35 protein-coding genes are annotated in these 26174 nt (G+C 57.7%); 13 read left to right on the top strand and 22 right to left on the bottom strand.

Annotated features, from left to right (window positions below):
* Positions 1 to 2 precede the first annotated feature (2 nt).
* Genes AC2FJV_RS13240 through AC2FJV_RS13225 form a run of 4 tightly spaced genes read right to left on the bottom strand, consistent with a single transcriptional unit; the run spans position 3 to position 2312 of the window.
* Positions 3 to 443, bottom strand: a complete 441-nt coding sequence (locus AC2FJV_RS13240; RefSeq protein WP_142638269.1) for a MarR family winged helix-turn-helix transcriptional regulator — start codon at positions 441 to 443, stop codon at positions 3 to 5.
* A gap of 15 nt (positions 444 to 458) precedes the next feature.
* Positions 459 to 1289, bottom strand: coding sequence for a carbon-nitrogen hydrolase family protein (locus AC2FJV_RS13235; protein WP_496694099.1), 831 nt, complete (start codon positions 1287 to 1289; stop codon positions 459 to 461).
* Positions 1289 to 1546 carry a glutaredoxin 3 gene (gene grxC / locus AC2FJV_RS13230; RefSeq protein WP_142638273.1) on the bottom strand — a complete coding sequence of 86 codons (258 nt, stop codon included), beginning with the start codon at positions 1544 to 1546 and terminating at the stop codon, positions 1289 to 1291. The genes AC2FJV_RS13235 and grxC overlap by 1 nt, the downstream gene beginning before the upstream one ends.
* A 37-nt stretch (positions 1547 to 1583) precedes the next feature.
* Entirely contained in the window at positions 1584 to 2312 is a 729-nt protein-coding gene (locus AC2FJV_RS13225) for a ComF family protein (RefSeq protein ID WP_142638275.1), read from the bottom strand.
* Between the two features lie 16 nt (positions 2313 to 2328).
* Between AC2FJV_RS13225 and AC2FJV_RS13220 the strand changes: the two genes are divergently transcribed.
* Together AC2FJV_RS13220 and hemH are read left to right on the top strand one after the other, a co-directional pair.
* Positions 2329 to 3159, top strand: coding sequence for a methyltransferase domain-containing protein (locus AC2FJV_RS13220; protein WP_281995590.1), 831 nt, complete (start codon positions 2329 to 2331; stop codon positions 3157 to 3159).
* Positions 3160 to 3216: 57 nt separating this feature from the next.
* Positions 3217 to 4266 (top strand): ferrochelatase, encoded by a 1050-nt coding sequence (gene hemH / locus AC2FJV_RS13215; RefSeq protein ID WP_281995589.1) that lies wholly within the window; start codon positions 3217 to 3219, stop codon positions 4264 to 4266.
* A gap of 76 nt (positions 4267 to 4342) precedes the next feature.
* Here hemH and AC2FJV_RS13210 read toward each other — a convergent pair whose 3' ends face one another.
* Complete coding sequence (locus AC2FJV_RS13210; protein WP_142638281.1) at positions 4343 to 4525, bottom strand: hypothetical protein; 183 nt, start codon at positions 4523 to 4525, stop codon at positions 4343 to 4345.
* A 139-nt stretch (positions 4526 to 4664) separates the two neighbouring features.
* A complete protein-coding gene (locus AC2FJV_RS13205; protein ID WP_142638283.1) occupies positions 4665 to 5264 on the bottom strand; it encodes a L,D-transpeptidase in 600 nt (199 codons plus the stop codon).
* A gap of 168 nt (positions 5265 to 5432) precedes the next feature.
* Between AC2FJV_RS13205 and dalA the strand changes: the two genes are divergently transcribed.
* Positions 5433 to 5948: a divisome-associated lipoprotein DalA gene (dalA, locus tag AC2FJV_RS13200; RefSeq protein WP_142638285.1), complete on the top strand. Its 516-nt coding sequence runs from the start codon at positions 5433 to 5435 to the stop codon at positions 5946 to 5948.
* A gap of 50 nt (positions 5949 to 5998) precedes the next feature.
* Here dalA and AC2FJV_RS13195 read toward each other — a convergent pair whose 3' ends face one another.
* The 7 genes from AC2FJV_RS13195 to AC2FJV_RS13165 all read right to left on the bottom strand — a co-directional run bounded on the left by AC2FJV_RS13195 (position 5999) and on the right by AC2FJV_RS13165 (position 10783).
* On the bottom strand, positions 5999 to 6463 hold the full coding sequence (locus tag AC2FJV_RS13195; RefSeq protein WP_281973576.1) for a PTS sugar transporter subunit IIA: 465 nt from the start codon (positions 6461 to 6463) through the stop codon (positions 5999 to 6001).
* 60 nt (positions 6464 to 6523) lie between these two features.
* A complete protein-coding gene (hpf, locus tag AC2FJV_RS13190) occupies positions 6524 to 7087 on the bottom strand; it encodes a ribosome hibernation-promoting factor, HPF/YfiA family (RefSeq protein WP_142638289.1) in 564 nt (187 codons plus the stop codon).
* A 252-nt stretch (positions 7088 to 7339) separates the two neighbouring features.
* Complete coding sequence (lptB, locus tag AC2FJV_RS13185; protein WP_142638291.1) at positions 7340 to 8098, bottom strand: LPS export ABC transporter ATP-binding protein; 759 nt, start codon at positions 8096 to 8098, stop codon at positions 7340 to 7342.
* On the bottom strand, positions 8098 to 8550 hold the full coding sequence (locus AC2FJV_RS13180) for an LptA/OstA family protein (protein WP_142638458.1): 453 nt from the start codon (positions 8548 to 8550) through the stop codon (positions 8098 to 8100). The genes lptB and AC2FJV_RS13180 overlap by 1 nt, the downstream gene beginning before the upstream one ends.
* A 42-nt stretch (positions 8551 to 8592) precedes the next feature.
* Positions 8593 to 9192 carry an LPS export ABC transporter periplasmic protein LptC gene (locus AC2FJV_RS13175; RefSeq protein WP_142638293.1) on the bottom strand — a complete coding sequence of 200 codons (600 nt, stop codon included), beginning with the start codon at positions 9190 to 9192 and terminating at the stop codon, positions 8593 to 8595.
* A gap of 11 nt (positions 9193 to 9203) precedes the next feature.
* Positions 9204 to 10172, bottom strand: coding sequence for a KpsF/GutQ family sugar-phosphate isomerase (locus AC2FJV_RS13170; protein WP_496713916.1), 969 nt, complete (start codon positions 10170 to 10172; stop codon positions 9204 to 9206).
* Complete coding sequence (locus AC2FJV_RS13165; protein ID WP_271950800.1) at positions 10169 to 10783, bottom strand: ribonuclease D; 615 nt, start codon at positions 10781 to 10783, stop codon at positions 10169 to 10171. The genes AC2FJV_RS13170 and AC2FJV_RS13165 overlap by 4 nt, the downstream gene beginning before the upstream one ends.
* A gap of 161 nt (positions 10784 to 10944) precedes the next feature.
* Here AC2FJV_RS13165 and AC2FJV_RS13160 point away from each other — a divergent pair, with 161 nt between their 5' ends.
* The 7 genes from AC2FJV_RS13160 (at position 10945) to AC2FJV_RS13130 (ending at position 17855) form a co-directional block, all read left to right on the top strand.
* A complete protein-coding gene (locus tag AC2FJV_RS13160) occupies positions 10945 to 12264 on the top strand; it encodes an MFS transporter (protein WP_496713915.1) in 1320 nt (439 codons plus the stop codon).
* A 55-nt stretch (positions 12265 to 12319) separates the two neighbouring features.
* Entirely contained in the window at positions 12320 to 12748 is a 429-nt protein-coding gene (locus tag AC2FJV_RS13155; RefSeq protein WP_142638301.1) for an Lrp/AsnC family transcriptional regulator, read from the top strand.
* 73 nt (positions 12749 to 12821) lie between these two features.
* Complete coding sequence (locus AC2FJV_RS13150; protein WP_496689858.1) at positions 12822 to 13520, top strand: lytic transglycosylase domain-containing protein; 699 nt, start codon at positions 12822 to 12824, stop codon at positions 13518 to 13520.
* A 69-nt stretch (positions 13521 to 13589) separates the two neighbouring features.
* Positions 13590 to 15617, top strand: a complete 2028-nt coding sequence (gene flhA / locus AC2FJV_RS13145; RefSeq protein WP_496689896.1) for a flagellar biosynthesis protein FlhA — start codon at positions 13590 to 13592, stop codon at positions 15615 to 15617.
* Positions 15614 to 16387 carry a flagellar biosynthetic protein FliR gene (locus AC2FJV_RS13140; RefSeq protein WP_496713914.1) on the top strand — a complete coding sequence of 258 codons (774 nt, stop codon included), beginning with the start codon at positions 15614 to 15616 and terminating at the stop codon, positions 16385 to 16387. Before flhA ends, AC2FJV_RS13140 begins: the two co-directional genes overlap by 4 nt.
* Positions 16384 to 17469 carry a flagellar type III secretion system protein FlhB gene (gene flhB, locus AC2FJV_RS13135; RefSeq protein ID WP_496713913.1) on the top strand — a complete coding sequence of 362 codons (1086 nt, stop codon included), beginning with the start codon at positions 16384 to 16386 and terminating at the stop codon, positions 17467 to 17469. Before AC2FJV_RS13140 ends, flhB begins: the two co-directional genes overlap by 4 nt.
* Entirely contained in the window at positions 17469 to 17855 is a 387-nt protein-coding gene (locus tag AC2FJV_RS13130) for a hypothetical protein (RefSeq protein WP_142638311.1), read from the top strand. Before flhB ends, AC2FJV_RS13130 begins: the two co-directional genes overlap by 1 nt.
* A gap of 17 nt (positions 17856 to 17872) precedes the next feature.
* Here the strand turns inward: AC2FJV_RS13130 and AC2FJV_RS13125 are convergent, their stop codons facing one another.
* Genes AC2FJV_RS13125 through AC2FJV_RS13085 form a run of 9 tightly spaced genes read right to left on the bottom strand, consistent with a single transcriptional unit; the run spans position 17873 to position 22423 of the window.
* Entirely contained in the window at positions 17873 to 18382 is a 510-nt protein-coding gene (locus tag AC2FJV_RS13125) for a flagellar basal body-associated protein FliL (protein ID WP_271950818.1), read from the bottom strand.
* Between the two features lie 12 nt (positions 18383 to 18394).
* Positions 18395 to 19126 carry a flagellar basal body L-ring protein FlgH gene (gene flgH, locus AC2FJV_RS13120; protein ID WP_425596250.1) on the bottom strand — a complete coding sequence of 244 codons (732 nt, stop codon included), beginning with the start codon at positions 19124 to 19126 and terminating at the stop codon, positions 18395 to 18397.
* Positions 19126 to 19542 carry a flagellar basal body P-ring formation chaperone FlgA gene (gene flgA / locus AC2FJV_RS13115; RefSeq protein ID WP_281995580.1) on the bottom strand — a complete coding sequence of 139 codons (417 nt, stop codon included), beginning with the start codon at positions 19540 to 19542 and terminating at the stop codon, positions 19126 to 19128. The genes flgH and flgA overlap by 1 nt, the downstream gene beginning before the upstream one ends.
* Positions 19542 to 20327, bottom strand: a complete 786-nt coding sequence (gene flgG / locus AC2FJV_RS13110) for a flagellar basal-body rod protein FlgG (RefSeq protein WP_142638319.1) — start codon at positions 20325 to 20327, stop codon at positions 19542 to 19544. Before flgG ends, flgA begins: the two co-directional genes overlap by 1 nt.
* Before the next feature lie 21 nt (positions 20328 to 20348).
* The gene (locus tag AC2FJV_RS13105; protein WP_496694093.1) at positions 20349 to 21059 is read right to left on the bottom strand and encodes a flagellar hook-basal body complex protein; all 711 of its coding nucleotides are present in this window, start codon (positions 21057 to 21059) and stop codon (positions 20349 to 20351) included.
* Entirely contained in the window at positions 21059 to 21331 is a 273-nt protein-coding gene (locus AC2FJV_RS13100; protein ID WP_142638323.1) for a flagellar biosynthetic protein FliQ, read from the bottom strand. The genes AC2FJV_RS13105 and AC2FJV_RS13100 overlap by 1 nt, the downstream gene beginning before the upstream one ends.
* 3 nt (positions 21332 to 21334) lie before the next feature.
* Positions 21335 to 21625: a flagellar hook-basal body complex protein FliE gene (gene fliE, locus AC2FJV_RS13095; protein WP_496713912.1), complete on the bottom strand. Its 291-nt coding sequence runs from the start codon at positions 21623 to 21625 to the stop codon at positions 21335 to 21337.
* An 11-nt stretch (positions 21626 to 21636) separates the two neighbouring features.
* Positions 21637 to 22023: a flagellar basal body rod protein FlgC gene (gene flgC / locus AC2FJV_RS13090; protein WP_281973567.1), complete on the bottom strand. Its 387-nt coding sequence runs from the start codon at positions 22021 to 22023 to the stop codon at positions 21637 to 21639.
* A gap of 13 nt (positions 22024 to 22036) precedes the next feature.
* Positions 22037 to 22423: a FlgB family protein gene (locus AC2FJV_RS13085; protein ID WP_496694130.1), complete on the bottom strand. Its 387-nt coding sequence runs from the start codon at positions 22421 to 22423 to the stop codon at positions 22037 to 22039.
* Positions 22424 to 22510: 87 nt separating this feature from the next.
* Between AC2FJV_RS13085 and AC2FJV_RS13080 the strand changes: the two genes are divergently transcribed.
* The 3 genes from AC2FJV_RS13080 (at position 22511) to AC2FJV_RS13070 (ending at position 26167) form a co-directional block, all read left to right on the top strand.
* Positions 22511 to 23848, top strand: a complete 1338-nt coding sequence (locus AC2FJV_RS13080; protein ID WP_496713911.1) for a FliI/YscN family ATPase — start codon at positions 22511 to 22513, stop codon at positions 23846 to 23848.
* Between the two features lie 85 nt (positions 23849 to 23933).
* A complete protein-coding gene (locus AC2FJV_RS13075) occupies positions 23934 to 24773 on the top strand; it encodes a flagellar motor protein MotB (RefSeq protein WP_496689865.1) in 840 nt (279 codons plus the stop codon).
* Between the two features lie 98 nt (positions 24774 to 24871).
* Positions 24872 to 26167, top strand: coding sequence for a flagellar hook protein FlgE (locus tag AC2FJV_RS13070; protein WP_496713910.1), 1296 nt, complete (start codon positions 24872 to 24874; stop codon positions 26165 to 26167).
* Positions 26168 to 26174: the final 7 nt, after the last annotated feature.

Here is a 26174-nt window from a genome sequence, read left to right as displayed (position 1 = left end):
ACCTACTCCCCCTCCAACTGCAATCGCAAATCCCGCAGCACGGGCAGCGTGCTGCGGACCCGCTCCAGCCCCAGCTCTCCGACCACGCGATTGATCAGCGGCGCAATGGAGGAGATCGCCTGATCCCGAGCACTCCGCCCAGCGGGGCTGATGGCGACCATCTTGCGGCGGGCGTCGTCCCAGTCGGGGCGGATGTGGATATATCCGGCCCATTCCAGCTTGGCCAAGGTATTGGTCATGGCACCTCGGGTCACGTGAAACGTATCGGCTAGCTGTGCCGGGCTGCGTTCGTTGCCGACAAAGACAAGATGGTTCAAAACCGAGAAATGCGAAATTTCCATGCCCCTGGGCAGCACCCGGCTGAGCCGGTTACGCAATAACTGGTCTGCGGTCAGGATCTCGCTGAACAGCGTGACCGCGAGGGCATTGGTATCGTTTGTCATAGTCCAGATTCTGGATCAGGGGCCGTCAAAGGGACGGACATGTGTCAGCGAAGGCACGCGGCTTCGTGCTTCTGTAACAGAACTATCATCCAAATTGAAAAAGTGAATGCCCTGATCGGTCCCTGCGTCGATGACGACCTCTCCCCATGGGGCAACGACCATGCTGTGACCGTAGGTTTTGCGGGTCTTTCCCCTGGTTTTAGGGTGTTCACCGGTCTGCGCCGGGGCCAACACCCAGCATCCGTTTTCAATCGCCCGCGCCCGCAACAGCGACTTCCAATGGGCCTCACCCGTGACCGGTGAAAAAGCGGCTGGAACCGTCAGAATGCGCGCTCCAGCCTGCGCCAGAGATTCGTACAGTTGGGGGAAGCGGATATCATAACATATACTCAGACCCACCTTGCCGAAATCTGTCTCGGCTATGACCGCTCGTGTGCCGGGACGGTAGTTTTTGGACTCGCGAAACGTCTCGGCCTCGGACACCTGCACGTCGAACATATGGATCTTGTCATACCACGCCACGATCTGCCCCTGAGGATCAATCATGAAAGACCGATTGGCAAACCGACCATCCGCATCATGTGTTTTGATCGCCAACGAGCCGATCAATAACCAGATCCCCAGGCTCGCGGCCTGCTCGCGCAGCCCCGCTAGTGTCAGGTCATCTTCTTCGTATTGCAGGATTTCCCGCTGCCGTGTGGACGAGGTGGACACGCAATTCGTCACCTCGGGCGTCAGAACGAACCGCGCACCCTGCCCTGCCGCTTCGGACATCAGGGCGCGCACCATTTTCAGGTTTTCAGCCGGATCATCCGACGAGGTGATCTGAAGCAGGGCGCTCTTCATCAGGCCGCCAGCAAACCGTCCAGCTTGCCCTGACGTTCCAGCTCATACAGGTCGTCGCATCCACCCACATGCTGCGATCCGATAAAGATCTGGGGTACGGTGCGCTTGCCACCGGCGCGCTGGATCATTTCAGGTTTGCGTTTTGGGTTCCTCAGGACATCGACTTCCTGAAACTCGACGCCCTTCTGATTCAACAGCCGTTTTGCAGCGTGACAGAAGCCACAGAGCGGCGAGGTATATATTTCTACCGATTTCATATTCCGTACCTTTGGGTTTCGCACAATCCTGGGCGAGTTAGGTATCCTTGGCAACGCGCGCTAGGGTCAACACAAAAATATGATTTGCCCCGGATGCACGACAGACACGTGCACATGAGGTCAATGTTGCGCCTGATGTCATGACATCATCGACCAGCAGAATATCGCGCCCCTGCATCTGCCGAAGCCGCCTGGGATGCGCTGCAATCGCATTCTCCAGCGTTTCCATGCGCTGTGCGGCTGTTTTTCCATCCAAAACCGGCGTTCTTGTCCGTCGGACCAAAAGGTCCGGACAGGCCTCCAATCCGGTTTGCCGCCCCAGATGCTGCGCCAACAGGGCGGATTGGTTGTACCTGCGTTTCAGCAACCGGGACCAATGCAGCGGTACCGGCGCGATCAGCATGTTCTCGCGAAACAAATCCCGACCCGCCAGGGCCATCCAGCGCGCCGCAGGGCGTGCAAGCTCGGGCCGGTCCCCGTGTTTCAGAGCCAGAATCAGGGATCGCGCCTTGCCATCATACAAAAGCGCAGACCGCCCATCGCGCCAGGGGCGCGGCGTTTTCATACAGTCATCACATTCGATTCGGTGGCCATCGGCCTCACCCGGCAAGGGCACGCCGCAGCTTTCACATACAGCGCCACCGATAAAGGGCGTTTCACGCCAACAGGAGCCACAGAGGCCGAAATCCGACTCGGTCAAATCACCGCATCCCAGACAGCGCGGGGGATAGATCATCTGGACAGCGGTTTGAATCCGCTGCCACATGCGATAGTTGCGCCCTATGAAACTGCCTGATTCCAACGCACCCTCACTGTTCGACCGCGCAATCCTTGCACGGCGTCGGTCCCGCGCACGGGAAGATGCCTTGTTCTTGCACCGCGCCGCAGTTGACGAGGTTCAGGATCGGCTCGCCTTGGTTAATAAAAGCTTTACGGACCCGGCGATCGTGACCCCTTTTGCGCAAGTCTGGCAGGATGTGTTGCCAATGGCGCGGATCATCCCGGATAACGAGGTGCTGGACTTGACCCCCGGTGCCCATGATCTGGTGATCCATGCCATGGCTCTGCACTGGGCTAATGATCCGGTTGGGCAGTTGATCCAGTGTCACCGCGCGCTGCAACCTGATGGGCTGTTGCTGGTGATCTGTCTGGGCGGTGAAACCCTGCGGGAACTGCGCGCCGCACTTGGGCAGGCCGAGGTTGAGGTCACGGGCGGCCTCAGCCCCCGCATCGCGCCTATGGCCGAGCTGCGCGATCTGGGCGGGTTGCTGCAACGCGCCGGACTGGCCCTGCCGGTTGCTGATACCGCGCGGCTGACGGCGGAATATCGCGATCTGACCCACCTGATGCATGACCTGCGGGCAATGGGTGAAACCAACAGCCTGCAAAACCGCATGAAACACCCCACAAACCGGCAGGTCTTTGCCCGGGCGCAAGACATCTATGCCAATCATTTCAGCACTGATCAGAAACGCCTCAAGGCAACATTCGAGCTGGTCTGCCTAACTGGCTGGTCGCCCGATGAAAGCCAGCCAAAACCGCTGCGTCCGGGCTCGGCCCAGATGCGGCTTGCGGATGCTCTGGGCGCAAGCGAAGGCAAACTGTCCGATTGACGAATGCGGAATTCCGGTTATCTCAGCCCGAAGCAAAGACATCTCAGGAAGTGAAACATGTTTGACGCCACACGCCCCGATCATGCCCCGGCGGATCACCCCAAAGTCAAAACGGGCCGCGTCGGCATCCTGCTGGCCAATCTCGGCACCCCAGACGATTACAGCTATTGGCCCATGCGCCGTTATTTGAACGAGTTTCTGTCGGACCAGCGCGTGATCGACTATCCCAAGTGGAAATGGCAACCAATCCTGCAGGGGATCATCCTGACCAAACGGCCCTTCAGCTCGGGTGAGGCGTACAAGTCGATCTGGAACCACGACAAGGGCGAAAGCCCGCTGATGACGATCACCAAAGAGCAGACCGCCAAGATGCGGGACGCGATGACGGAACGCTATGGCGACAGGGTCATGGTCGAGTTCTGCATGCGCTATGGTAACCCATCGACCAAATCAAAGGTCCGGGAAATGGTCGCAGCGGGCTGCGACCGGATTCTGTTCTTTCCGCTTTACCCGCAATACGCAGGCGCCACGACGGCCACGGCCAATGATCAGTTTTTCCGCGCCCTGATGGATGAAACGTGGCAACCCGCCAGCCGTACCGTGCCCGCCTATTTTGACGAACCCGCCTATATCGACGCATTGGCGGGCTCGGTTGAAAAGGCCTATGCCGCGATGGTGGACAAACCGGACATACTGGTCTGTTCCTACCACGGCATGCCGGAACGCTACTTGCAACAAGGCGACCCCTATCACTGCCAATGCGCAAAAACGACTCGGTTGCTGAAAGAAAGGTTGGGCTGGTCTGACGACCAGCTTGTATCGACCTTCCAGTCACGATTCGGCCCGGAAGAATGGCTCAAGCCATATACGGTCGACCATGTGGCCGAGTTGGCAAAACAGGGTAAGAAGAAGATCGCCGTTATCGCACCAGCGTTTTCCTCCGATTGCATCGAAACGCTGGAAGAGATCAACGAAGAGATCAAAGAGAGTTTTGAGGACGCGGGCGGCGAAAGCTTTACCTATATCCCATGCCTGAACGATGACGAATCGCACATAGCGGCCCTGGGCAAGGTGATCGAGGATAATTTGAAGGGTTGGCTGGACTAAGCCACCCAGTCGACTAGGCACAAAAAAAAGGCGGTGGAAAGCTCCACCGCCTTTTCTTTAGATATCGCTTGTCGAATTAGCTTGCTGCAACAGCTGCGGCAACAACAACCAACAGGATCAGCGGCAGGATGATGCCGTTTGACGAACCCTGAGTTTCTTCAACAACAACAGGTGCTTCAACAACCGGCTCTTCCAGGTTGCCTGCATAAGCGGTCGAAGCAGCAGCAGTCAGTGCAGCGGCGAGAACGAGTTTCTTCATATTAACCTCCAGGATACGCACGGTTCCGTATAGTGAAACCATGCACTCAAGACTTACCTCGTGTTTTTTTCTAATCAGCTATCCAACTGGAATGCAAATGGAAGTTGCGCCACAAGCGGGTACCTGCGCGGAAATGTCGTCAAATTAGCAACACTTGCGTGCCAACCCTGGCCATTGAGAACAGTTCGGCAATATCGTTGTTGAAAAGACCGATGCACCCATTCGAAGATCGGCGCCCAATTTTGCGCGTATCATGGGTTCCGTGAATTCGGTAATATTTCCAGCTTAGATATAAAGCATGTGTTCCCAGAGGGTTATCCGGACCCGGCGGGATATAGTCTGGCCATTCCGGATTTCTTTTCTTCATCGAAGGTGTTGGCGACCAGCTTGGGCCCTCGACCTTGCGGATCACACTGGTCCGGCCGCGGCGCGTCAGCTCTTCGGTCAGGGGAACCGACGACGGGTATAGTTTGTACACCGATTGATCGTCAGACCAGTAATGCAGCGCCCGCGACACTGTATCGACAAGGATAGCGCCGTTTTTCGTGTTGGAAAAATAGGGCTGCCAGTCCAGCGCCCTGAAGCCAGAGATGTTACGGCGCACCGCGGGTTCGTCCTCGGGTGCGGGGCGCAGCGGGTCTCCGGGGGTGTATTGGGCAATCGCAGGCGAGGCGACCAGAGCCGAGACACCCGCGACGAATCCGCGTCGGGTTGTATGAGTAATGCTTTTCTTGACCATGATCGCAGGTCCTTTTCACAGAAAATCTAAAAATCCTGTGCATTTTATTGCCAGAATGCTTCAGTCGCAATTGAAACCGGCAGAATCACGCAGAACAAAGCCATTGTGCGTTTGCCCACAGCCTTCTGTCACGCTATGCCGTATGGCAACACAATAATCAGGTCGATCATGACGCGTATCATTTCATTACTGTTTGCTAGCTTTATTGCACTGGCCGCCTGTACGCCGGGTGGATCCCCAACCTATGGGGCAGATGGGCGCCCCCTGCCAACGGTGTACAAGATCCGTGGCAATCCAGAAAAGCTGCAATTCCGGATGTTGGATTCGGTTAACGCCCTCCGCCAGGCATCGGGCCTTCAGCCGGTACAACTGAATGCTCAGCTCAATGCCGCGGCCGCCACCCATTCCAAGGATATGGCGCGACAGAATCGGCCCTGGCACTTTGGCTCGGACGGATCTTCGCCGTTGGATCGGGCGACGCGCGTCGGCTATTACGGCACCTTCCTCGGCGAGGCGATCTCGGAAACCTATGAGACCGAGACCGAAACGCTGGCCGCCTGGATGCAGGAACCCGGACCGCGAAATGTCATCATGGATGCCAAAGCCACTCAGATGGGCTTTGCCTGGCACCAGGAGAACGGCGGGAAAATCTGGTGGACCCTGGAAATGGGAACCGGCGGTTAAAACGCAAAAGCCCCCGAAAACCGGGGGCTTTTTTATTGCCTTTGGGGCAGTTAAGCCGCCTGGACCGACTGCGCCTCGGTCAAAATTGCATAGAGCTTGACCGGATCAGGATTGGCGCGCAGCTTTGCGCAAACCGACGTATTGCGCAGCGTTCTGGACACCAGTGCAAGCGCCTTTAGGTGGTCCACACCTGCCTCTTCCGGGGCAAACAACGCAAAAGCGACATCAACCGGCTGGCGGTCTACCGCACCGAAATCAATCGGCTTTTCCAGCATTACGAAAACGCCAGCCACTTCGGCCAGATCACCCAGCCGCGCATGTGGCAGGGCGACTCCATGACCAACGCCTGTTGGGCCAAGGCTCTCCCGCTCGAGCAGGCCATCCACAACAACCTGCGCTTCAAGACCAAGGGCCCCCTCGGCAACATCGCCGATTTCCTGAAACAACCGCTTCTTGCTGGAAGCGGCGGACAATACACGTACCGCCTCGGGCTTCAGTATGCTCGAAAGCTCCATGATCACGCTCCATGGCCTTGCCCCTGCTTGCGCAGGGGCTTGCCTTGCTATTCTTGCCTGTTACGGATCAATCCAGCCGATGTTGCCGTCCTCACGGCGATACACGACATTCAATCCGTCCTTGTTTTCATTCCGGAACACCAGCACCGGGGCGCCGGCTAGTTCCATCTGCATTACGGCTTCACCAACACTCAACGATGGGATCTTGGTTTCCATCTCAGCCACGATCATCGGCTGCAGCGATTCAGGTTCATCAGCCGACTCTGATTCGTCAGAGGCGAGGATATAAGAGGAAGCACCAAAGAGTTCAACCGGCTCGGATCGGTCCTTGTGATGGTCCTTGAGGCGGCGCTTATACCGGCGCAACTGCGTTTCCATCTTGTCACAGCAGGCCTCGAATGCTGCGTAGATTTCGATAGCGTGGGCCTTGGCCTGCGCAGTCAGGCCGGTCGAAAGATGCACGGTGGCTTCGCAAACATACTCATGCGCAGAACGGGAAAAGACGACATTGGCGTCGGTCGGGCGCTGGGCATATTTTCCAACAACCTCCCCTAGCTCGGTCTGCACATGGGTCTGCAGTGCCTCGCCGATGTCGATCTGTTTTCCGCTAATTTGGTAACGCATGTGATCTCCTTCACAATTCACACCCATTTTGACGCTGCGTTACGCAGCGCACGTGTTTTTATCGGGTGGGGGATATCGGCATATTCCGCAGTTGCTGAGAAACGTACCCCTTAGCAAAGGTGTACCGCGATCCCGACTGGAACTGAAGAAATGCCATAACCCAATTGAGGCAAGAGACGGCGGCAGAGTCAATCAAAACAGGCGTGTATATACGTGATTTCGGCCATGCGCTGGGCGCAATTCCGCGCAAGCCTATGAAATACGGAAGTTTTCGCCCAAATAAACCCGGCGGACATTTTCGTTCTCGACGACTTCATCCGGCGTGCCCGACATCAGCACCTGACCATCATGCAGGATATAGGCCCGGTCCACGATTTCCAGTGTTTCGCGCACGTTATGGTCAGTGATCAGCACGCCGATGCCGCGCTTTTTCAGGTCCGCTACCAGATGGCGGATATCGCCGACGCTGATCGGGTCCACGCCTGCAAACGGCTCGTCCAGCAACAGATATTTCGGATCAGCCGCAAGACAACGGGCAATTTCGACACGGCGACGCTCGCCACCCGACAATGCCAATGCCGGGGCGCGGCGCAGATGTTCGATCGAAAAATCGGACAACAGCTCTTCCAGCCGCTCTTTCCTGCGATGGCTGTGCTTCACGGTGATGTCCAGAACGGCGGCAATGTTGTCTTCGACACTCATCCCGCGGAAAATCGACATTTCTTGCGGCAGATATCCGATCCCAAGCCGCGCGCGCCTATACATCGGCAGGGTCGTCACGTTTTGGCCGTCAATGGTCACAGTGCCAGCTTCGGGAAAGACAAGCCCGGCGACCGAATAGAACGTTGTGGTCTTGCCTGATCCGTTCGGACCCAACAAGGCAACCACCTCGGACCGGCCCAACGTCATCGAGACTTCGCGTATCACGGTCTTCTTACGGTATGATTTCCGCAGTTTCTCGATCCTGAGGCCGGAACCGCCTTCGGCCACAGACAAATTCGGACGCTCCATCAGTTGCTATCCGGATTCAGAATGGTTTTGACGCGGCCAGTCATCTTTGCCGTTCCGGTCGTCAGATTGGCATTCATCTGATCGCCGCTGATAACGCTGGGGCCTTGCGTCAAAAGCACATTTCCGCGCATCACGATTTCGCCCGAGTCGATTGTGTATTCGGCCCAGTCGCCTTCGGCTGCATCAGGCGGGCTGACAAGAACCACATCATTTGTCGCCTCCATCCGCTCGATTCCGGACCTGTCGGCGTTGTAGATGACCAAGACCCGCTCGGCGGTCAGGCGCATCTCACCCTGCACGATCAGGACGTTACCGATAAACTCGGCCGTGCCGTCTTCTTGATTGACGTTTAGGGATTCCGAGGTGACCTCGACCGGCTGGCTTGGATCCGCCTTGGCTGACCCGAAGGCGACCTGCGTTTCCTGTGCCGACGCCGAAAAGGCACCGACCATCAGCGCAAAACTAACAACAGCAAATCGCAAATCAATCACGGCTTATCTTTCTGTTTTTTCAGGCTCGTATACCAGCTTAACACCATCTGTAAAAAGAATATGGACCGGCCCATCCTTTTTTTCGGTTCCAAATGTCATGCGTCCCGCGGAAAAATCTCCGATGATGCCGGTGCCATCGACCTGACCCGGAGTGTCGCCGCGGATTTCATCCAGAGAGGTATTCAGAAGATCAGTTCTGACCTGAATTCCGTCTGTCGTCGTTATCAGGACGTCCCCAACAAACGTTGCGGAATTCTTGTCCGGGCGGATCATACCGGAATTTGAATCCATCGTTATGACGCCGCCATTCAACAATCCCAACCGCCCTCTAAATTCGGCAGTCGTGGGCAATGACCCTTCGCGCCCCTGGGTCGCTTGGGCCGCCTGAATTTGAACTTCCTCGCCTTTTCTGGTTGTTCCAAGATAATGGGGTTGGGTCACCACTTGGTCGGCCAGACGTTCATCTATGTCTTTTTGGGTAAACGGAACGGACACGCTGGTTTCGATGCTGCGTGACAGCAGGAAAACCGTCGACAGCAGCACAATGGCTGCCAAAGGCAGCAACACCTTCAGAAATTGCACCATCCGGGAATGTCCGTCCATCGAACGCCCCTCTACCCCAAACCAACGCGCAGGCAATCGTGGATATGTAGCACGCCCAGGGCCTGGCGATCACTGCCCTCTTCGACCACAAACAAAGAGGTGATCTTGCGGTCATTCATGATGGCCACCGCCTCTTCGGCCAACGCGCCGGGCGGGATGGTTGTTGGGTTCTGCGTCATCACCTGCTCGGCCGTTTTGCCCAGCAAGCCCTCCATATGACGCCGCAGGTCGCCATCGGTGATGATGCCCACCACCTGACCATGCGGATCGATAACCCCGGCAACGCCAAAGCCCTTGCGGCTGATCTCGATCAGCGCATCGCTCATGGGTGTTCCGACCGAAACCAGCGGCAACGCATCGCCCTTGTGCATCAGATCCTGCACCGTGCTCAGCTGTGCACCTAGTTTTCCACCGGGATGAAAGGCGCGGAAATCTTCGGGTTTGAAGTTGCGATACTTCATCAACGCTATCGCTAGCGCGTCGCCCATGGCCAAAGTCAACGTCGTGGAAATCGAAGGCACCATGCCATAGCCGCAGGCCTCGCCCAATGACGGGATCAAAAGATGCACGTCTGCCTGTTTCATCAGAGTGCTTTCCGGCTTGCTGGACAGGCCAATCAGTGGAATGCCAAAGCGGCGGGTAAAAGCCAGCAGGTTGGCAAGCTCTGGCGCTTCGCCCGAATTCGAGATGGCCAGAACCACATCGCCTTTTGAAACCATGCCCAGATCGCCATGACTGGCCTCGGCCGGGTGCACGAAATAGGCCGGTGTACCGGTGCTGGCCAGCGTGGCCGCGATCTTGTGCCCGATATGACCCGACTTGCCGATGCCGCTTATGATGATGCGGCCCGAGGCCTGCAAAATCAGCTGAACCGCTTGGGCAAAATGTTCATCCAGACCGTCGGCCAGTACCTCCAGCGCGCGGGCCTCGTCTGTCACCACCTGACGGGCGGTTCTCAGAAATGCTTCGGTATCAGTCATGAGTGCGCAAAAATATCCGTTTCTGGCCAACCGGCGAGATCGAGTTTCGCACGCATCGGCAAGAAGTCAAAACAGGCCTGCGCCATCTCGGTCCGGCTCTCTCGCGCCAGGCGCTTGTTCAACTCCTCCCGCAGGCGGTGCAGATACAGAACATCCGAGGCGGCATAGTCCAGCTGCGCCTCGCTCAACGTTTCGGCGCCCCAATCGCTCATCTGCTGCTGTTTCGAGATATCGACGCCGATCAACTCGTTGCACAGGTTTTTCAGCCCGTGCCGGTCGGTATAGGTGCGCACCAGACGGCTGGCGATCTTGGTGCAATAGACTGGCGCGGCTAACGCACCAAAGGCGTGATACATCGCGGCAATGTCGAAACGGCCAAAATGGAACAGTTTCAGCACATCCGGGTTTTCCAGCATGGCACACAAGTTCGGTGCCTCGGTCTGGCCCTTTTCGACCTGAACGATATGCGAATTGCCATCGCCGCCCGACATCTGGATCACGCAGAGGCGGTCGCGATGCGGGTTTAGACCCATGGTTTCACAGTCAATGGCCACCACCGGCCCCATATCCAACCCGTCCGGCAGGTCGTTTTTGTACAAATAGTTAGCCACCCGAGTATTCCTTTGCGCGGTATCGCCACCGAGATAGGCGCTTTATTCCCTAAACTCAACGCCATCCCTGTACGCCAGCCGGTTGCCGCTGTCGCAGTTGGTCAAGACCTAAATGAAGGTTTGGGGTGACAGAGCCTTTAGACTGCGGCAGATATCAATCAATGTTAAGCGTTCTAAGAAACCGGACCTATCGCCACCTGTTGGCCGCGCAGATCGTTGCCCTGACGGGCACTGGGCTGGCCACGGTCGCGCTGGGTCTGTTGGCCTTTGAACTGGCAGGGGATGCGGCCGGGCTGGTGTTGGGCACCGCGATGACCATCAAAATGGTGGCCTATGTCACGGTTGCGCCATTGGCGGCCGCGTTTGCCGAGCGGCTGGACCGGCGCAAGATGCTGGTGGTGCTTGACCTGATCCGTGCGGCTGTCGCGCTGTGTCTGCCTTTTGTGACCGAGGTCTGGCAGGTCTATGTCCTGATTTTCGTGCTGCAATCCGCCTCGGCCGGATTTACCCCTGCATTTCAGGCTACAATCCCCGATGTACTGACAGATGAGCGCGAATACACCCGCGCCCTGTCCCTATCGCGGATGGCATATGATCTGGAGAGCCTGCTAAGCCCCGTATTCGCCGCAGCCCTGTTATTGTTGGTCAGCTTCAACAGCCTTTTCTGGGGCACCGCCCTGGGATTTGTCGCTTCGGCGCTGCTGGTGGTGTCGGTGGCTTTGCCATCACCCAAACCAAGCAAACCGCGTGGGATATACGAACGGACAACACGTGGCATACGCATCTATTCGAACACACCCCGGCTGCGGGGCCTTCTTGCCCTGAGTTGGAGCGCGGCGGCACTCAGCTCAATGGTGATCGTCAACACTGTGGTCATCGTGCGATCAGATCTGGGGCTGTCCGAAAGCGCCGTTGCCGCTGCGCTGGCCGGTTTTGGTGGCGGCTCTATGCTTGCCGCTTTTATCCTGCCCCGGATGCTGGACCGGATCGAGGATCGAAAGGTCATGTTGGCCGGCGCCCTTCTGTGCTGCACCACCATGGCCGGGGCCGCCGCGATATTTGCGACAACCCCGCTGTCTTTGGGTCTGTTGATCGTTTTGTGGGCCCTAGCTGGCTTTGGCTATTCCACCACGCTGACTCCGTCTGGCCGCCTGCTGACCCGCTCGGCCCATCCCGAAGACCGCCCCGCCGTCTTTGCGGCCCAATTCACGCTGTCTCATTGCTGTTGGCTGGTGCTGTATCCTCTGGCAGGCGGGCTGATGACCCTGTTTGGAGCCCCAACCGCCCTGAGCTTTATGGCGGCGATGTCCTTTCTGGGTATTATCGGTGCGGTCACCCTTTGGCCGCGTTCTGATCTGCATTCGGTGATCCACGACCATCCTAACCTGCCGCGTGATCACCCGCACATGGCCGGCCCGCCACCGCATGCTCACCCCGTCATAATAGACGACCTGCACCCCCGTATCCCGCGTGAGCCTTGAGCCCTGCTGTCGTTTTGCCCTAAACCGGAAAAACCAGACCCGCACCGGAGCGCCAATGGATCAGCTTGACCGCCGCATCATCTCAGTCCTGCAACATAATGCCCGCGAGTCGACCACAAAAATCGCGGCAAAACTGGGCGTTGCCCGGACAACCGTGCATGAACGCATCAGCCGGATGGAAGAACGCGGCATCATTGCCGGCTATTCCGTGATCCTGAACAGCCCCGAAGATGCCCCCCGCGTCCAGGTTGTCGTTCTGCTCGAGGTTCAACAGAAGGAAACCACCCGTATCATCAAGCGGCTCGAGGCCTATCCCGAGGTTAAACTCTGTCTTTCGATCAACGGTGACTTTGACCTGCTGTTGACCGCTGACGCGCCAAGGATCGAGGATCTGGATATTCTCGTTGATGATCTGGCACGAATCCCCGGTGTTCTGCGCACCAATACGAGCGTTGTTTTTGGCCGGCGGATTGATCGAATCTGATTGACTGATAACCCTCTGTAAACCAAGGCAAGGCTAGCGTGGCCCGGATAGATCAGAATCCCGGACCGGCAGAATGCCAAATCGCCTATTCATTGTCATAGCATGTGTTGCGTTGCTTCTGGCAGCGCGTCAGAGCTTTGCGGGCGCGGAGGCCCGGATGTCTCAGACATGTGATCAGGCCGCCCGCCGCGCGGCCCTCGCCCAAGACATACCGCTTGATGTTTTGCGCGCCATAACGCGGGTTGAAACTGGCCGCGCGATCAAAGGCCGACTTGAGCCTTGGCCATGGGCAATCAATGTCGAAGGGCGCGGCCATTGGTTCCGATCTGAGCAGGAGGCTAAAGCTTATGTCGCGGATATTTTCCAAGCCGGAAAGCGCAGCTTTGATATCGGGTGCTTTCAAATCAACTATCGCTGGCACGGGCAGGCCTTTCAGTCGATCGATGCCATGTTCGACCCCGAGACTAACGCCAGCTACGCGGCCCGGTTTCTGAAACAGCTATATTCCGAACTTGGGTCGTGGCCGGCAGCGGCGGGGGCCTATCACTCGCGAACCCCGGCTTTGGCCAAGACCTATTCCAGCCGCTACCAGATTGTTCATGCTCAGCTTGACCCGGGCACGGCGGTGCAAACTGCCCGCATGTCGCGTGATCCCTTCACACAACCCGCCGCACCGCTGTTCCCGGTGCAAATCACCCAGTTTCCGACGGGTGCGATGGGCTCTTTGATGCCAGCCGCGGACACCCAAACAGCCTTCATCGCCTTCAACTAGGAGAATTACGTGCCCAGACTTGACGTCCGCTCCCTGTTTTCTCCGACTGTTTTGCTGGCGCTTGCGTTGATGACCGTCATCGTGATGATGATCCTGCCCATGCCGTCCTGGGTTCTGGATGTCGGACTGGCCACGTCCTTCGCCCTGGCGATCCTGATTTTCACGCTGACCCTGTTCATCGAACGGCCGCTGGATTTCTCTTCCTTCCCGACCATCCTTCTGGGGTCTTTGATGCTCCGGCTGTCGTTGAACGTCTCATCGACCAAGCTGATTATCGGTCAGGGGCATACCGGCCCCAATGCCGCCGGCGATGTGATCGAGGGATTCGCAAGCTTCGTCATGGGCGGCAGCATATTCCTGGGCCTTGTCGTGTTCGGCGTCCTGTTGATCGTGAACTTTATGGTCATCAACAAAGGCGCGGCCCGCATGGCCGAAGTTGGTGCGCGATTTGCCCTGGATGGGATGCCCGGGAAACAGCTGGCCATCGACAGTGATATGTCCGCTGGCGCCATCGACCATCAAGAGGCCAAGGAGCGGCGCGAACGGGAACAACAGGAAACCACCTTTTTCGGCTCGCTCGACGGGGCGTCGAAATTCGTCAAAGGCGACGCAGTTGCCGGGCTTTTGATCACCCTGCTGAATCTGGTCATGGGGCTTGTCATGGGCGTGATCGTGCACGGGATGCCGGTGTCATCGGCGTTCGAAACCTACGCTATCCTGACGGTGGGCGATGGTCTGGTCTCGCAAATACCGGCCGTGATCATCTCGATCGCCTCCGCTTTGCTTTTGGCACGTGGCGGCACGCAGGGCGCAACTGACACCGCCATCCTCTCGCAACTGGGGCGCCACCCGGCCGCCCTTGGCACTGTTGCCGGTCTGATGGTGCTGTTCGCCCTGGTTCCGGGCTTGCCGTTTCTGCCCTTTATTCTGGGGGCCTGCGTTTTGGGCTACGCCGCCTATGCGGTGCACCGAAAACAGCACCAGCGAGAAACTCAGGCACAAACCGCGTCGACCGAGGCAGACGAAGCGGTATCACAAGCGATTGGCGATATTCTCGACCTCGATGATGTTCACCTGGAATTCGCACCGGATCTGGTCAGCATGGTCCTGAACCAGGGCACCGGACTGGATGCACGCATTGCGAATATGCGGACCTATGTCGCCTCGACCTTTGGATTGATCCTGCCCGATATCCGTCTGACCGACCGGGCCGAGCTGCCGATGGGAACATATGTCATCAAGGTACATGGGGTGGAACAGGCCCGTGGTGCCCTGAACCCCGATCTGATTCTGGCGCTGGTTCAGGACGGGCACGATCTTTTACCCGAGGGCAGGGATGTCACCGAACCCGTCTATGGTGCGCCTGCACGTTGGATCCTGCCCAAGGATCAAGAGGCCGCAGCCATGAGCGGCGCTACGATTGTCTCGCCCCCGGAAATACTGGCCACGCATCTGCTGGAAATCATCAAACAGAACTTCTCGCGTCTGTTGACGCTGAAGGCGCTACGCAAGCTGCTGTCCGAGATGACCCGGCTCAGCGACCCGGTTCGCGCCGAGGCAAACCGGAAAATGCTGGACGAGCTGATCCCCGACAAAGTTCCAATCGACACACTTCACGCCGTCCTGCGCCTGTTGCTGGACGAACGGGTTTCGATCCGCAATCTGGCGCTTATCCTCGAAAGCATCGCCGAGGCGCGCCTGACCACCACGCAACCCGAGGGGATTTGCGAACTGGTGCGGCAGCGACTTGGGTTCCAGCTTGTGGCTGACATGAAACGCGAAGACGGGTCGATCCCGCTGATCCAGCTTGCACCGGAATGGGAAGACACATTTGCCACCTATCAGGTCGATGCACCCAATGCAGGGCTGGATGTCGCCCTGCCACCGAACCTGTTCAACAAGCTTGCAGATGGCGTGGTGAACAGTGTCTCACATTCTGCTGACCATGGCATCTTTCCCGCCGTCGTGACCTCGACCCGGCGCCGCAGGCTGCTGCGTACGATCATGCATGCGCGCGGCGTGTCCAATCCGGTCCTGTCATTTGAGGAAATCGGGCTCGAGGCGCGGCCCGCACTTGTAGGCACGGTACCCGCATGATCGCCCTCCCACCCGAACTCTTGCCGCACCTGGGCTCTGGGACCTGGCATTTCTTTGGTGTTTTCCTGCGCGTTTCGGCAATGGTATCCTTGATGCCTGCATTCGGAGAACGCAGCATCCCCACCCGTGTCAAACTTGGCACTGCCGTTGCCTTTACGTTGATCGTGGCGCCAGCAGTGCCGACAAAGGAATTCGATCCCGAATTCCTGTCCATGGTCCAGCTGATCGGAACCGAAGTTTTTGTCGGAATGGCGTTGGGGATGGCGCTGCGCATCTTTGTTCTGACCCTGCAAACGGCAGGATCCATTGCGGCACAGGCGACGTCACTCTCGCAAATTCTGGGTGGGGCCGCCGCCGATCCAGTTCCGGCCATGGGTTATCTGCTGACGCTGGCCGGGTTGGCCCTTGCTGTACTACTTGGCCTTCACATCCGTTTGGCAGAGTTCTTGATCCACAGCTACGATCTGTTTCCCACCGGAACCACACCTGCGGCGCCGGATTTGTCGCAATGGGGCGTGGAACGGGTCTCGTACAGTTTCAGCCTGGCATTCGCACTGGCGATGCCGTTTGTGATTGCCTCGCTGATCTACAACCTTGCGCTTGGTGTCATCAACCGCGCCATGCCACAGCTGATGGTGGCATTTGTCGGCGCCCCGGCCATCACATTTGCGGGGCTGTTCCTACTTTTCGCCGGCGCGCCTCTGATCCTGTCGGTCTGGTCCGATGCCCTGTTTGATTTCATGCAGAACCCGCTGAAAGATCCGAGATGAGCGGACAGGACGACGACAGCGACAAGTCATATGACCCGACGCCGCAAAAGCTTCTGAAGGCACGGGAAAAGGGTGAGGTCGCCAGGTCAAACGACCTGTCAGTTGTCGCGGCATATGTCGGGCTGCTGATCGGTTTGCTTTTCGCAGGCCAGATGGGCGTTCTGCATCTGGGCACCTTGTTTGTCGTCCTGATCGACCAATCCGATAAGATCAGCACCATGTTGACGGCTGGCCCGGCCGACGGCCTGGTGGGTGGGATGCTGGGCAAGGCCGCAATCTCAATGGCAACGATATTTGTTCTTCCCGCCACTGCGGTTTTGCTAAGCCTGATCGCCCAAAAGGCCCTGGTTTTTGCCCCCAGCAAGCCGCATCCCAAGCTGTCTCGAATTTCGATCCTCTCCAACGCCAAGAACAAATTCGGGCGCGGCGGTCTGTTCGAATTTGCCAAAAGCTTTGCGAAGCTGCTGATTTATTGCGTCTGCCTGTTGATGTTTCTGCGCGTCAACCTGCCCGAGATTTTGACTGCCAGCGCCGCGCCGCCGCAATCGTCGATCGTCTTGATGATGAACCTTTTATTCCGGTTCCTATTCATCGTTGTCACCATCGCACTGGCCATCGGAGTCGTGGACTACCTGTGGCAATATTCCGAACATATGCGCAAGAACCGGATGTCCCGCAAAGAAATTCAGGACGAGACCAAAGACGCCGAAGGCGACCCGCATGTCAAACAACAGCGCCGCCAGCGCGCGCAGGAAATTGCGGCAAATCAGATGATGGCGGATGTCCCAACTGCGGATGTAGTCATCGTGAACCCGACCCATTATGCGGTGGCTCTCAAATGGCAGCGGACGGCCGGCTCCGCACCGACATGCGTGGCGAAAGGTGTCGACCAGATTGCGGCCGCCATCCGCGCCTCTGCGGCCGAGGCCGGGGTTCCGATACACTCGGATCCCCCCACCGCACGGGCTCTCCATGCGACCGTCGAAATCGGGCATGAGATCGCCCCGGAACACTATCGCCCTGTCGCAGCCGCCATCCGCTTTGCCGAAGCCATGCGCAAACGCGCGAAGGACAGAATTTGATGCGGTTTACCGGACTTGCCGATCTGAAGCGTTTATCCGACGCGGCCTTCCAAAAAGAGCAACAGACCTTGCGCCCATATATCGAAGCCGAGGCCGAGATTTTGCAAAAACTGAGCCGATTGGACGCACAGCTTCAGCAGACCCGTCAAAACAGCGGCCAAGCTGATGGATATCAGGTCACCGGCACTGATGTTCTGTGGCGTGGATGGGAAGAGGCAACCCGACGAAAACTCAATACAGACCTTGCGCGCGTCCGAGCGCAAAAGCTAACCAAGATGCAAGCCTTGCGGAAAGCGTTCGGACGCAAACAGGCCCTAGGACAGCTGCTTGAAGAACAACAAAAGGCCCGCCGAGACATGCTTATGAAAAAGCGATCGCGGCAATAAGCGGGCCGAAACAGGCTTCAAGTATCCTGACGGTTAACACTCATGATCAGGACTTGCAGCACGTCATCACCCAAATCCTTCTTGGCGACCTGCAGCAAAGCCTTTCGGACCAAATCCAGATTATCGGATTCCGTAAAGTTGCCGTTGAAACCACCGGTATTTGCGTGATCGAAAAGAACCTGCAGAAACCCATCTCTCAACTTTGGCTCAAACTCATAAATCGTTTCAGCAACGCCGGGTTTGGTTTCCAGGCTCAGCGACATTGTGACCAACGCGGCAATCCGGTCGGACTTCACGACCGGGATCACAAACTGTTTCGTCATCTTCAGATATTCATACTTGCTGGACGTATCCTTTTTGTCCGACTTGGTCTTAGTGGCCTTCTCCTTGGCTTTCTTGGGTTCGGCGGCAGCGGATTTATCCATGTCACCATCTTTGGTTTTTCCAGAAGGAGACATGGCAATTCCCGCACCAATTCCACCGCCTAGGCCAACAAGCAGAAACAATATAGGAAGTAGCTTTTTCATTGTTATACGACCTCAGAACGGCAAAAGTGTATCGAGGACCTGCTGGCCGTAACGAGGCTGCTGCACATCCGTGATCTGGCCTCGGCCACCATAAGACACGCGCGCCGAGGCGATCTTGTCATAGGTGATTTCATTCTTCCGCGAGATGTCCTGTGGCCTCACATATCCCGTGACCAAAAGCTCTCGCAGCTCGAAATTAACGCGCAGCTCTTGCGAGCCGGATATGGCCAGCACGCCATTCGGTAAGGCGTCGATGACGGTCGCCGCAACCCGCAGGGTCAGCTTTTCCTTACGCTTGACCGAGCCCTTGCCTTTACTGACCGAGGATGAGTCGATCCCGACAGCTTCGTCCAGCGTCGCCCCATCGGGCAGCCGTTCCAATGCGCGCTGCGGCAGGCCGAACAGCTCTGGAACCTCAAGGCTTTCGGACCCGCTGCGCGAGCGGTTCGTATCGTTGGAAATCTCGGCTTTCTCGTCCAGCTCGATCACAACTGTCAGGATATCGCCCTTTTTGATCGCGCGCTGATCACCCAAAAGCGATTGCTGCCCCCCGCTCCACAGCGATGACCGATCCACATTGCGTTGCGGCTGCGTGTGCAACGGTAAACCCGGCCACAGCATGGCGACATGTTCAGCAGATTCGTCCGCGGGTGTGAAACTTGGCGGTTTTCCCAAATGATCCAGTCGACCACAGGCGGTCAGAGCCAGACATGCCATCATCAACAGTTTTAGTTTTCCGAACATCATTTTACCTCGATTTGACCGTTAGGCCGGATAAAGCCAACAACAGTTGTACGTGACGACAGATTCATGACCCGAATTCGGTCGCCGACAGCCCCGCGCCCCAGGGCACGGCCTTCGGCCTTGATCGAAAGGGGACGACGGTCAAAGACCAGAACCACCAGATCATTGCGGTCCACCAGCGCGGGCGGCCCGACATCTGCTGCGCGAACCGGGCGTCCGGGGTAAAGCGCGACGCGTGCTTCCTGACCGATCAAATCATCAGGGTTTGTAACCGCTCCGAGGACAACCTGATCTTTGATCTCAAGATCGGCGGCCGAGATCACCTCTTTGGCGCGTATGGTCCGGATCGGCACCACGATCTCAGCCAAGGCACAAAGCGGGCTGATCGTCACCAGTGCTATGAATAGGGCGCGCATCACCGCACCTGCGTTGTTGCGCCCATCATCTGATCGACGGCCGAGATGACCTTGGCGTTCATCTCATACCCTCGCTGGGCTTCGATCAGTTCGGTGACTTCGCGCACGGCATCTACCGAGCTGTCCTCGAGATATCCCTGACGCAATGTGCCCATCCCACCCTCGCCCGGAGTGCCGATAACAGGCGCGCCCGAGGCTTCGGTTTCTTTGAACAGGTTGCTGCCGATCGCCTCCAGCCCCTTGGCATTGGAAAAACTGGCCAGGGTGAATTCACCGAGCAACTGTCCTTCGGCGGTATCATCGAAATAGGCGTAGACCTCACCCGATGCATTGATCGAGATCGACCTTGCATCGTCTGGGATTGTGATCTCTGGCGCGACAGCGAAGCCATCTGAAGTGACGATCAACCCTTCTGCCGAGCGTTTCAGGCTGCCGTCACGGGTAAAGCCAGACTGACCGCTGGGCAACGTCACCTCAAGATAGCCGCGCCCTTCGATTGCGACATCCAAATCGCTGCCAGTGGCCGCCAACGCACCCTGTGCCAGCTGCACGGTGACCGCAGCCGGGCGCACCCCCAGACCCAGTTGTATACCTGTGGGCAAGACGGTGCCGTCATTGGCATTCACCGTCCCCGCGCGCGCCATTTGTTGATAGTGCAGGTCTGCAAACTCGGCGCGGCGCGCATTGTAGCCTGTGGTATTCATATTCGCCAGATTGTTCGAGATCGTCTCAACCCGCATCTGCTGCGCGGTCATGCCTGTCGCTGCGATTTTCAGTGCACGCATATCAATTCCTCCGTTATCAAATCAGCGCATCAGCACCTTAAGCGCCCCACGCACACGTTCGTCTTCGGTTTCAAGAAAACTCTGCCCCAACTCATAGGCGCGCTGGATTTCGATCATCCGGGTGACCTGTTCGATCGCGTTCACGTTCGATCCTTCGAGGAATCGGTGCACAATGACCGGCTCCTCCACGGGTTCAATCGCTGCATCTGACCGAAATTGCGTGCTGCCTTCGCGCACCAGGCTCGTGGGATCAGCAACGCGGTAGACGCCGATCTGTCCCAGAACCTGCCCTTCAATACTGAGCGTACCGTCGCTGCCGACATCAATCGACGCGGCATCCGGCGGAATGAAAACAGGAGCGCCATTGCTGTCCAGAACCCGGTACCCATCCATATTAACCAGATCACCCTCGGCACTGGGTGAAAACGCACCCGCCCGTGTCAGCCGGTTGCCGCTGGGGGTTTCGATCATGAAAAACCCGTCGCCTTCGATGGCGAAATCAAATTGCCCGCCGGTTTCGGTCAGAACGCCTTGTTGCAACGAGGTATTGCGCGCCTCTGCCCGCGCCATGGACAAGGACGGATTGCCCGGCGAGGCTTTCACGAACTCGGAAAACACCAAGCCCTGCTGGCGGTACCCCGTGGTATTGGCGTTGGCGATATTGTTCGCCACCAGCCGCATTTCATTCATCAGCCCCGATTGGCGGGACAAGGTGGTATATGAGGTATCCATCAGCGGCCTCCGGCGATCAGTGGGATGAGGGTTGAGGTGAAGAACGTCACCAGCGTCTGGGTCATGAACCCCATCGAAATCCAGAACACGATCACGATGGCGATTAGCTTTGGCACGAAGGTCAGCGTCATTTCCTGCACCGAGGTCAGCGCCTGGAACAGACCCACAACCAGACCCGAGACCAGTGCCACCGCCAGGATCGGGACGGATGTGATCACCGCAACCCACAATGCCTGGCGGACGATGTCATAATAGAGACCTTCGCTGAGCATCTATCAGACCGGCATCCGCAGGATTTCCTGATAGGCCTCGACCACTTTGTTACGCACGATCACGGCGGTTTCCACGGCCAGTTCGGTCTGCGCCAACGCCTGAACCAGCGCGTGCGGGTCGGCCTGGCCGGTCATCGCCGCGCCAGACATTTGCTCGGACTGTTTCAGTGTCGCGGCAAAGTCCTGAAAAGTTGACCGCAACCCCTGTGCCATTCCGGCAAGATCGGGATCGGGCTGGGTTGCAGGCCGCGCTACGGCATAATTCTGCGCGGCGGTCAGGGATCGGATATCCATTCTGGTGTCCTTTATTTTCTGAGAAGTTCCATAAGGCTCGACGACATTTGTCGTGTCTGGTCGAACATTTTGAGATTGGCCTCATAGCTGCGCTGCGCTTCGCGCGCGTCAGCGATTTCGATCATCAAATCAACATTGGACCCGCGGTAATGGCCGGTCTCATCGGCCAAGGCATGGCCGGGGTCATAAATGCGAGACAGGTCGCGGCGATCAAGCTTAACGCGCCCGGTCTCGACCATTTGCGCGCCATCTTTGCTGACCGCTTCGAACGGCACAGTTTTGCGCCGATATCCCGGCGTGTCCGCGTTCGAGATGTTTTCGGAAACGTGCCGCAAACGGGCAGCCTGCGCGCGCAGGGCGCTGGCCGAGGCGGAAAGGGAATGAGAAAAATCGCTCATCGCTCAGCCCTCCTCACCCGCGACCAAGGCTGGTACGCAGGATGCCAATCGAGGATTTATAGATCGCCAACGCGCGGTCATGTTGACGCTTGACCTCAACCGATTTGAGCATTTCTTCCTCAAGGGAAACGCCATTTCCGTTGGGATCGCCCGAGGGCGCGGCATCGAACTCGGCCCAGGGCTGGGCTGCTGCTGCGCCGTTCAGATGCCTGGCCCGCGTGGCGGTCATCGCAACCTCACGCCCGGAACTTTCGAAAGCTTTCTGAAAGGTCTCGATATCGCGGGGCTGATAACCCGGCGTATCCGCATTTGCCATGTTTCGCGCAATGACAGACTGCCGTTGCCCGGCATGGGTTGCCATTGCGTACGCTGTCTTAAAGACGTTCAGGTCAGAGAACATCGGGGCTTCTCCCTCGATCAATTTCAATCAAGGCTTAACCCCGATTCCTTTAGAAACCGTTTTCAGAAACCCGTTGGAGAACCCACGATGACCGATCTCGACCCGATGCTTCTGAAATGCGAATTCGACCGTCTGTCTGCCATGCGCCATATGGGCCGCGTGGCCAGTGTTGGGCGCGGCGCCATAGAAATAAAGGGGTTGGAGTACGTTGCCCGCATCGGCGACAACCTGACCCTGCGGCGGCGCAGCGGCCCGGATCTGGCAGGTGAAGTTCTGCATGTCGAATCGGATCTGATCCACATGTTACCCGCCGCTGCACCCGATGGGGTTTGCTTGGGTGATCGGGTGATTCTAAATCAGACACCGGCATTTTCCCCCGGACTGCACTGGCTGGGTCGGGTCATTGATCCCTTCGGCAAACCGCTGGACGGCAAGCCGTTGCTGTCGGGCACTCAAGAAAGAGATATCCTGCAAAATCCGCCACCTGCCGTTGTCCGCAAACCGCTGGGCGCACGGATGGAAACCGGGCTGAGCATTATGAACACCATGTTACCTGTGGTGCAGGGGCAGCGTATCGGCCTGTTCGCCGGGTCAGGGGTCGGCAAGTCGACCCTGTTGGCGACCCTGGCGCGGTCGATGCAGGCAGACGCGGTTGTGGTCGCTCTGGTCGGCGAACGGGGTCGTGAGGTCAATGAGTTCGTTGAACATGCGCTTGGGGCCGAGGGGTTGGCACGATCTGTGGTTGTGGCGGCAACCTCGGATCAGTCAGCGCTGGCCCGCAGGCGCTGTGCATGGTCGGCACTTTCAGTCGCGGAATTCCTGCGGGATCAGGGGCTGAACGTCCTGTTTCTGGCCGATTCGGTCACCCGCTTTGCCGAGGCGCACCGCGAAATCGCCGTTGCGATGGGTGAGGCCCCCTCTTTGCGCGGGTTCCCACCTTCGGTCACGCCCTTGATCGCTGGTCTTTGCGAACGAACCGGGCCGGGCACGGCTGATCAGGGTGATATCACAGCAGTTTTCAGCGTTCTGGTTGCGGGCTCGGACATGGATGAACCGATAGCGGACATTCTGCGTGGCGTTCTGGACGGGCATATCGTCCTGAGCCGCGAAATCGCCGAGCGCGGCCGTTTCCCCGCCATTGACCTCAGCCGGTCGGTTTCACGCAGCCTGCCCGCGGCTGCCTCGGATGCGGAAAACCGGATGATCTCGGAAACCCGCAAGCTGGTTGGCAGTTACGAGCAATCCGAGGTTATGATCAAAGCCGGGCTTTATGCCGAAGGGGCAGACCTGTTATTGGATCAGGCAGTCCGGATTCATGATGAGCTTGATGGTTTTTTCGGCAAGGCCGAGCCGGACGGAATCAGCAACAGTTTCAAACACCTGCAACTGATTCTGCGCCGTGCCGGGGCAGCATTACCGCAGTGAGGAATTCAAGACAGTTTTAAGTGTTAAGCCCACCTTAAGACCTGCCCGGCTACCCCTGTAACTGGGTGATAAAAAGGTGGTGGAGATGGGTGCGCAATCCAATGTGGCGCCAATCATCATCAAGAAGAAACGTGTGTCAGGTGGCGATGGTCACCATGGTGGCGCGTGGAAAGTCGCATATGCCGACTTTGTCACGGCCATGATGGCGTTCTTCATGTTGATGTGGCTGCTGAATGCAACAACGGAACAGCAACGCAAAGGGCTTGCGGATTATTTTTCGCCGACCATTCCCATAAACCCGGTTTCGGGTGGCGGCGATGGGGCCTTTGGCGGCAATAACATGTTCTCCGAGGAAACTCTGGTCATGGACGGCACCGGCGCCAGCAAACGCAGCCCGACGCCCGCGCGACAAGCACGTGGATCGGTTGGCGTCAGCTCGGACGGCGGCGGAAAAGAAACGGTCGAAGACTTTTCCTCACTGGAATCAGAGCTTATGGGGCGAACCGGCGAAAGCATGGTGTCCGACAAGGTCCTCAAACATATCGTCACCCGCGTGACGGATGAGGGTCTGGTGATCGAACTCTTTGCCACCAAGGATCAACCTCTGTTCGAATCAGGGACGAACCAACCAACCAATATGCTGCGTGCTCTGACATTGTTGGTGGCCCGATCCTCTGATCTGGTGACAAATGACATGGCGGTCGGAGGGCATGTCGGTTCCTCGCCGGTGGTTCTGGCCAAAAACCCGGCCTGGGATTTGTCTACCTCGCGCGCTCAGCAAGTTCGCCAAATGCTGCAAGACAAGGGTGTTGCGCCGCTCAGGTTGGACCGCGTAACCGGCCATGCCGACCGAAAATTGTCGGATGAAAACCCGATGGCCGCACGCAACAACAGGATCGAGATCATCTTTCTGCGCGGCACCTGAGAATAAAAGGATAGACGGCATTTTACCTGTTAGCGCGCTGTTAAGGCCCAGCGCGTTAGCTGTTGCATCAAGATTTGACGCAACAGAAGGGCGTGCCAATGACAATTTCCTCTTCGCTGAACGCTGGCGTGGCCGCATTGAAGGCCAACGCAAACCGGCTGGCGACGATCTCGGACAATATCGCGAATTCATCAACCTTCGGGTATAAACGGGTGGAAACTGATTTCCATTCTATGGTCACCTCCGGCCAGGGCGGCAGCTATTCCGCTGGGGGCGTTCGCACCACCAGCCAACGCCTGATCGACCAGCGCGGTTCACTGGTGACAACCAACAACTCCACCGACCTTGCGGTGCGTGGGCGCGGCATGATGCCGGTACGACCAAGTTCTCAGATCGCGGCCGGTTCGAATGAGATGTTGCTGACCACGACAGGGTCGTTCCGCACCAATGAAGAAGGATATCTGGTCACCGAATCAGGGCTTGTTCTGCTGGGTTGGCGTGCGAATGCGGATGGAACCATCCCTGCGGTTCCACGTGACACGCCTGCTGCGCTTGAACCCATTCAGCTCAGTGTTAATCAACTGTCGGGCGCGCCCACGACGCAGATGAATCTGCGCATGAACCTGCCCGCGACCACTACGGATGCGGGTTCCCCTGGCGACATGCAGCCCTTGTCCGTTGAATATTTCGACAATCTGGGAAAATCCGAAAGCGTTGATATCGAACTTGTCCCTACAGTGCCGGCCACCGGCAGCAGTAACGAATGGACGATGATCATGCGCGATTCAGCCTCGGGCGGCGCCATTATCGGTGAATACACCCTGACCTTCACCGATAGCCGAACTGCGGGTGGCACGCTGGCCAGCGTAACTGCGGTCACCGGCGGTGCATATGACCCAGCTACCGGCAGCGTTATGGTGAACGTGGCCGGCGGCCCGATGGAGATCAATATAGGGGAAATCGGGGATGCCGACGGAATCACGCAACTGTCCGATACATTTGCACCAGTTTCGATCACGCGCGACGGTTCGGCGGTCGGCACCATGACCAGCGTTCAGGTTGACGAAAACGGGTATGTTTATGCGTTCTACGATACCGGCGTCAGCCGACGCATGTACCAAATCCCATTGGCGGATGTTCCGAACCCAAATGGACTGACCGCGCTGGACAGCCAGACCTATGCACCATCCCGGGAAAGCGGGACGTTCTTTCTGTGGAATGCGGGGGACGGGCCAACCGGCGACCTGGTTTCTTTTGCGCGCGAAGAATCCACTACCGATGTGGCGACCGAGCTGACCTCGATGATCCAGACACAGCGGGCTTACTCTTCCAGCGCAAAGGTTATCCAAACGGTGGATGAGATGCTTCAGGAAACAACCAATATCAAACGCTGATCAGGGT

This window comes from Ruegeria sp. CDSA241 (assembly GCF_059611265.1).
The sequence above is the reverse complement of the archived record's forward strand: the minus strand, read 5'-3'. Positions and strand labels throughout refer to the sequence as shown.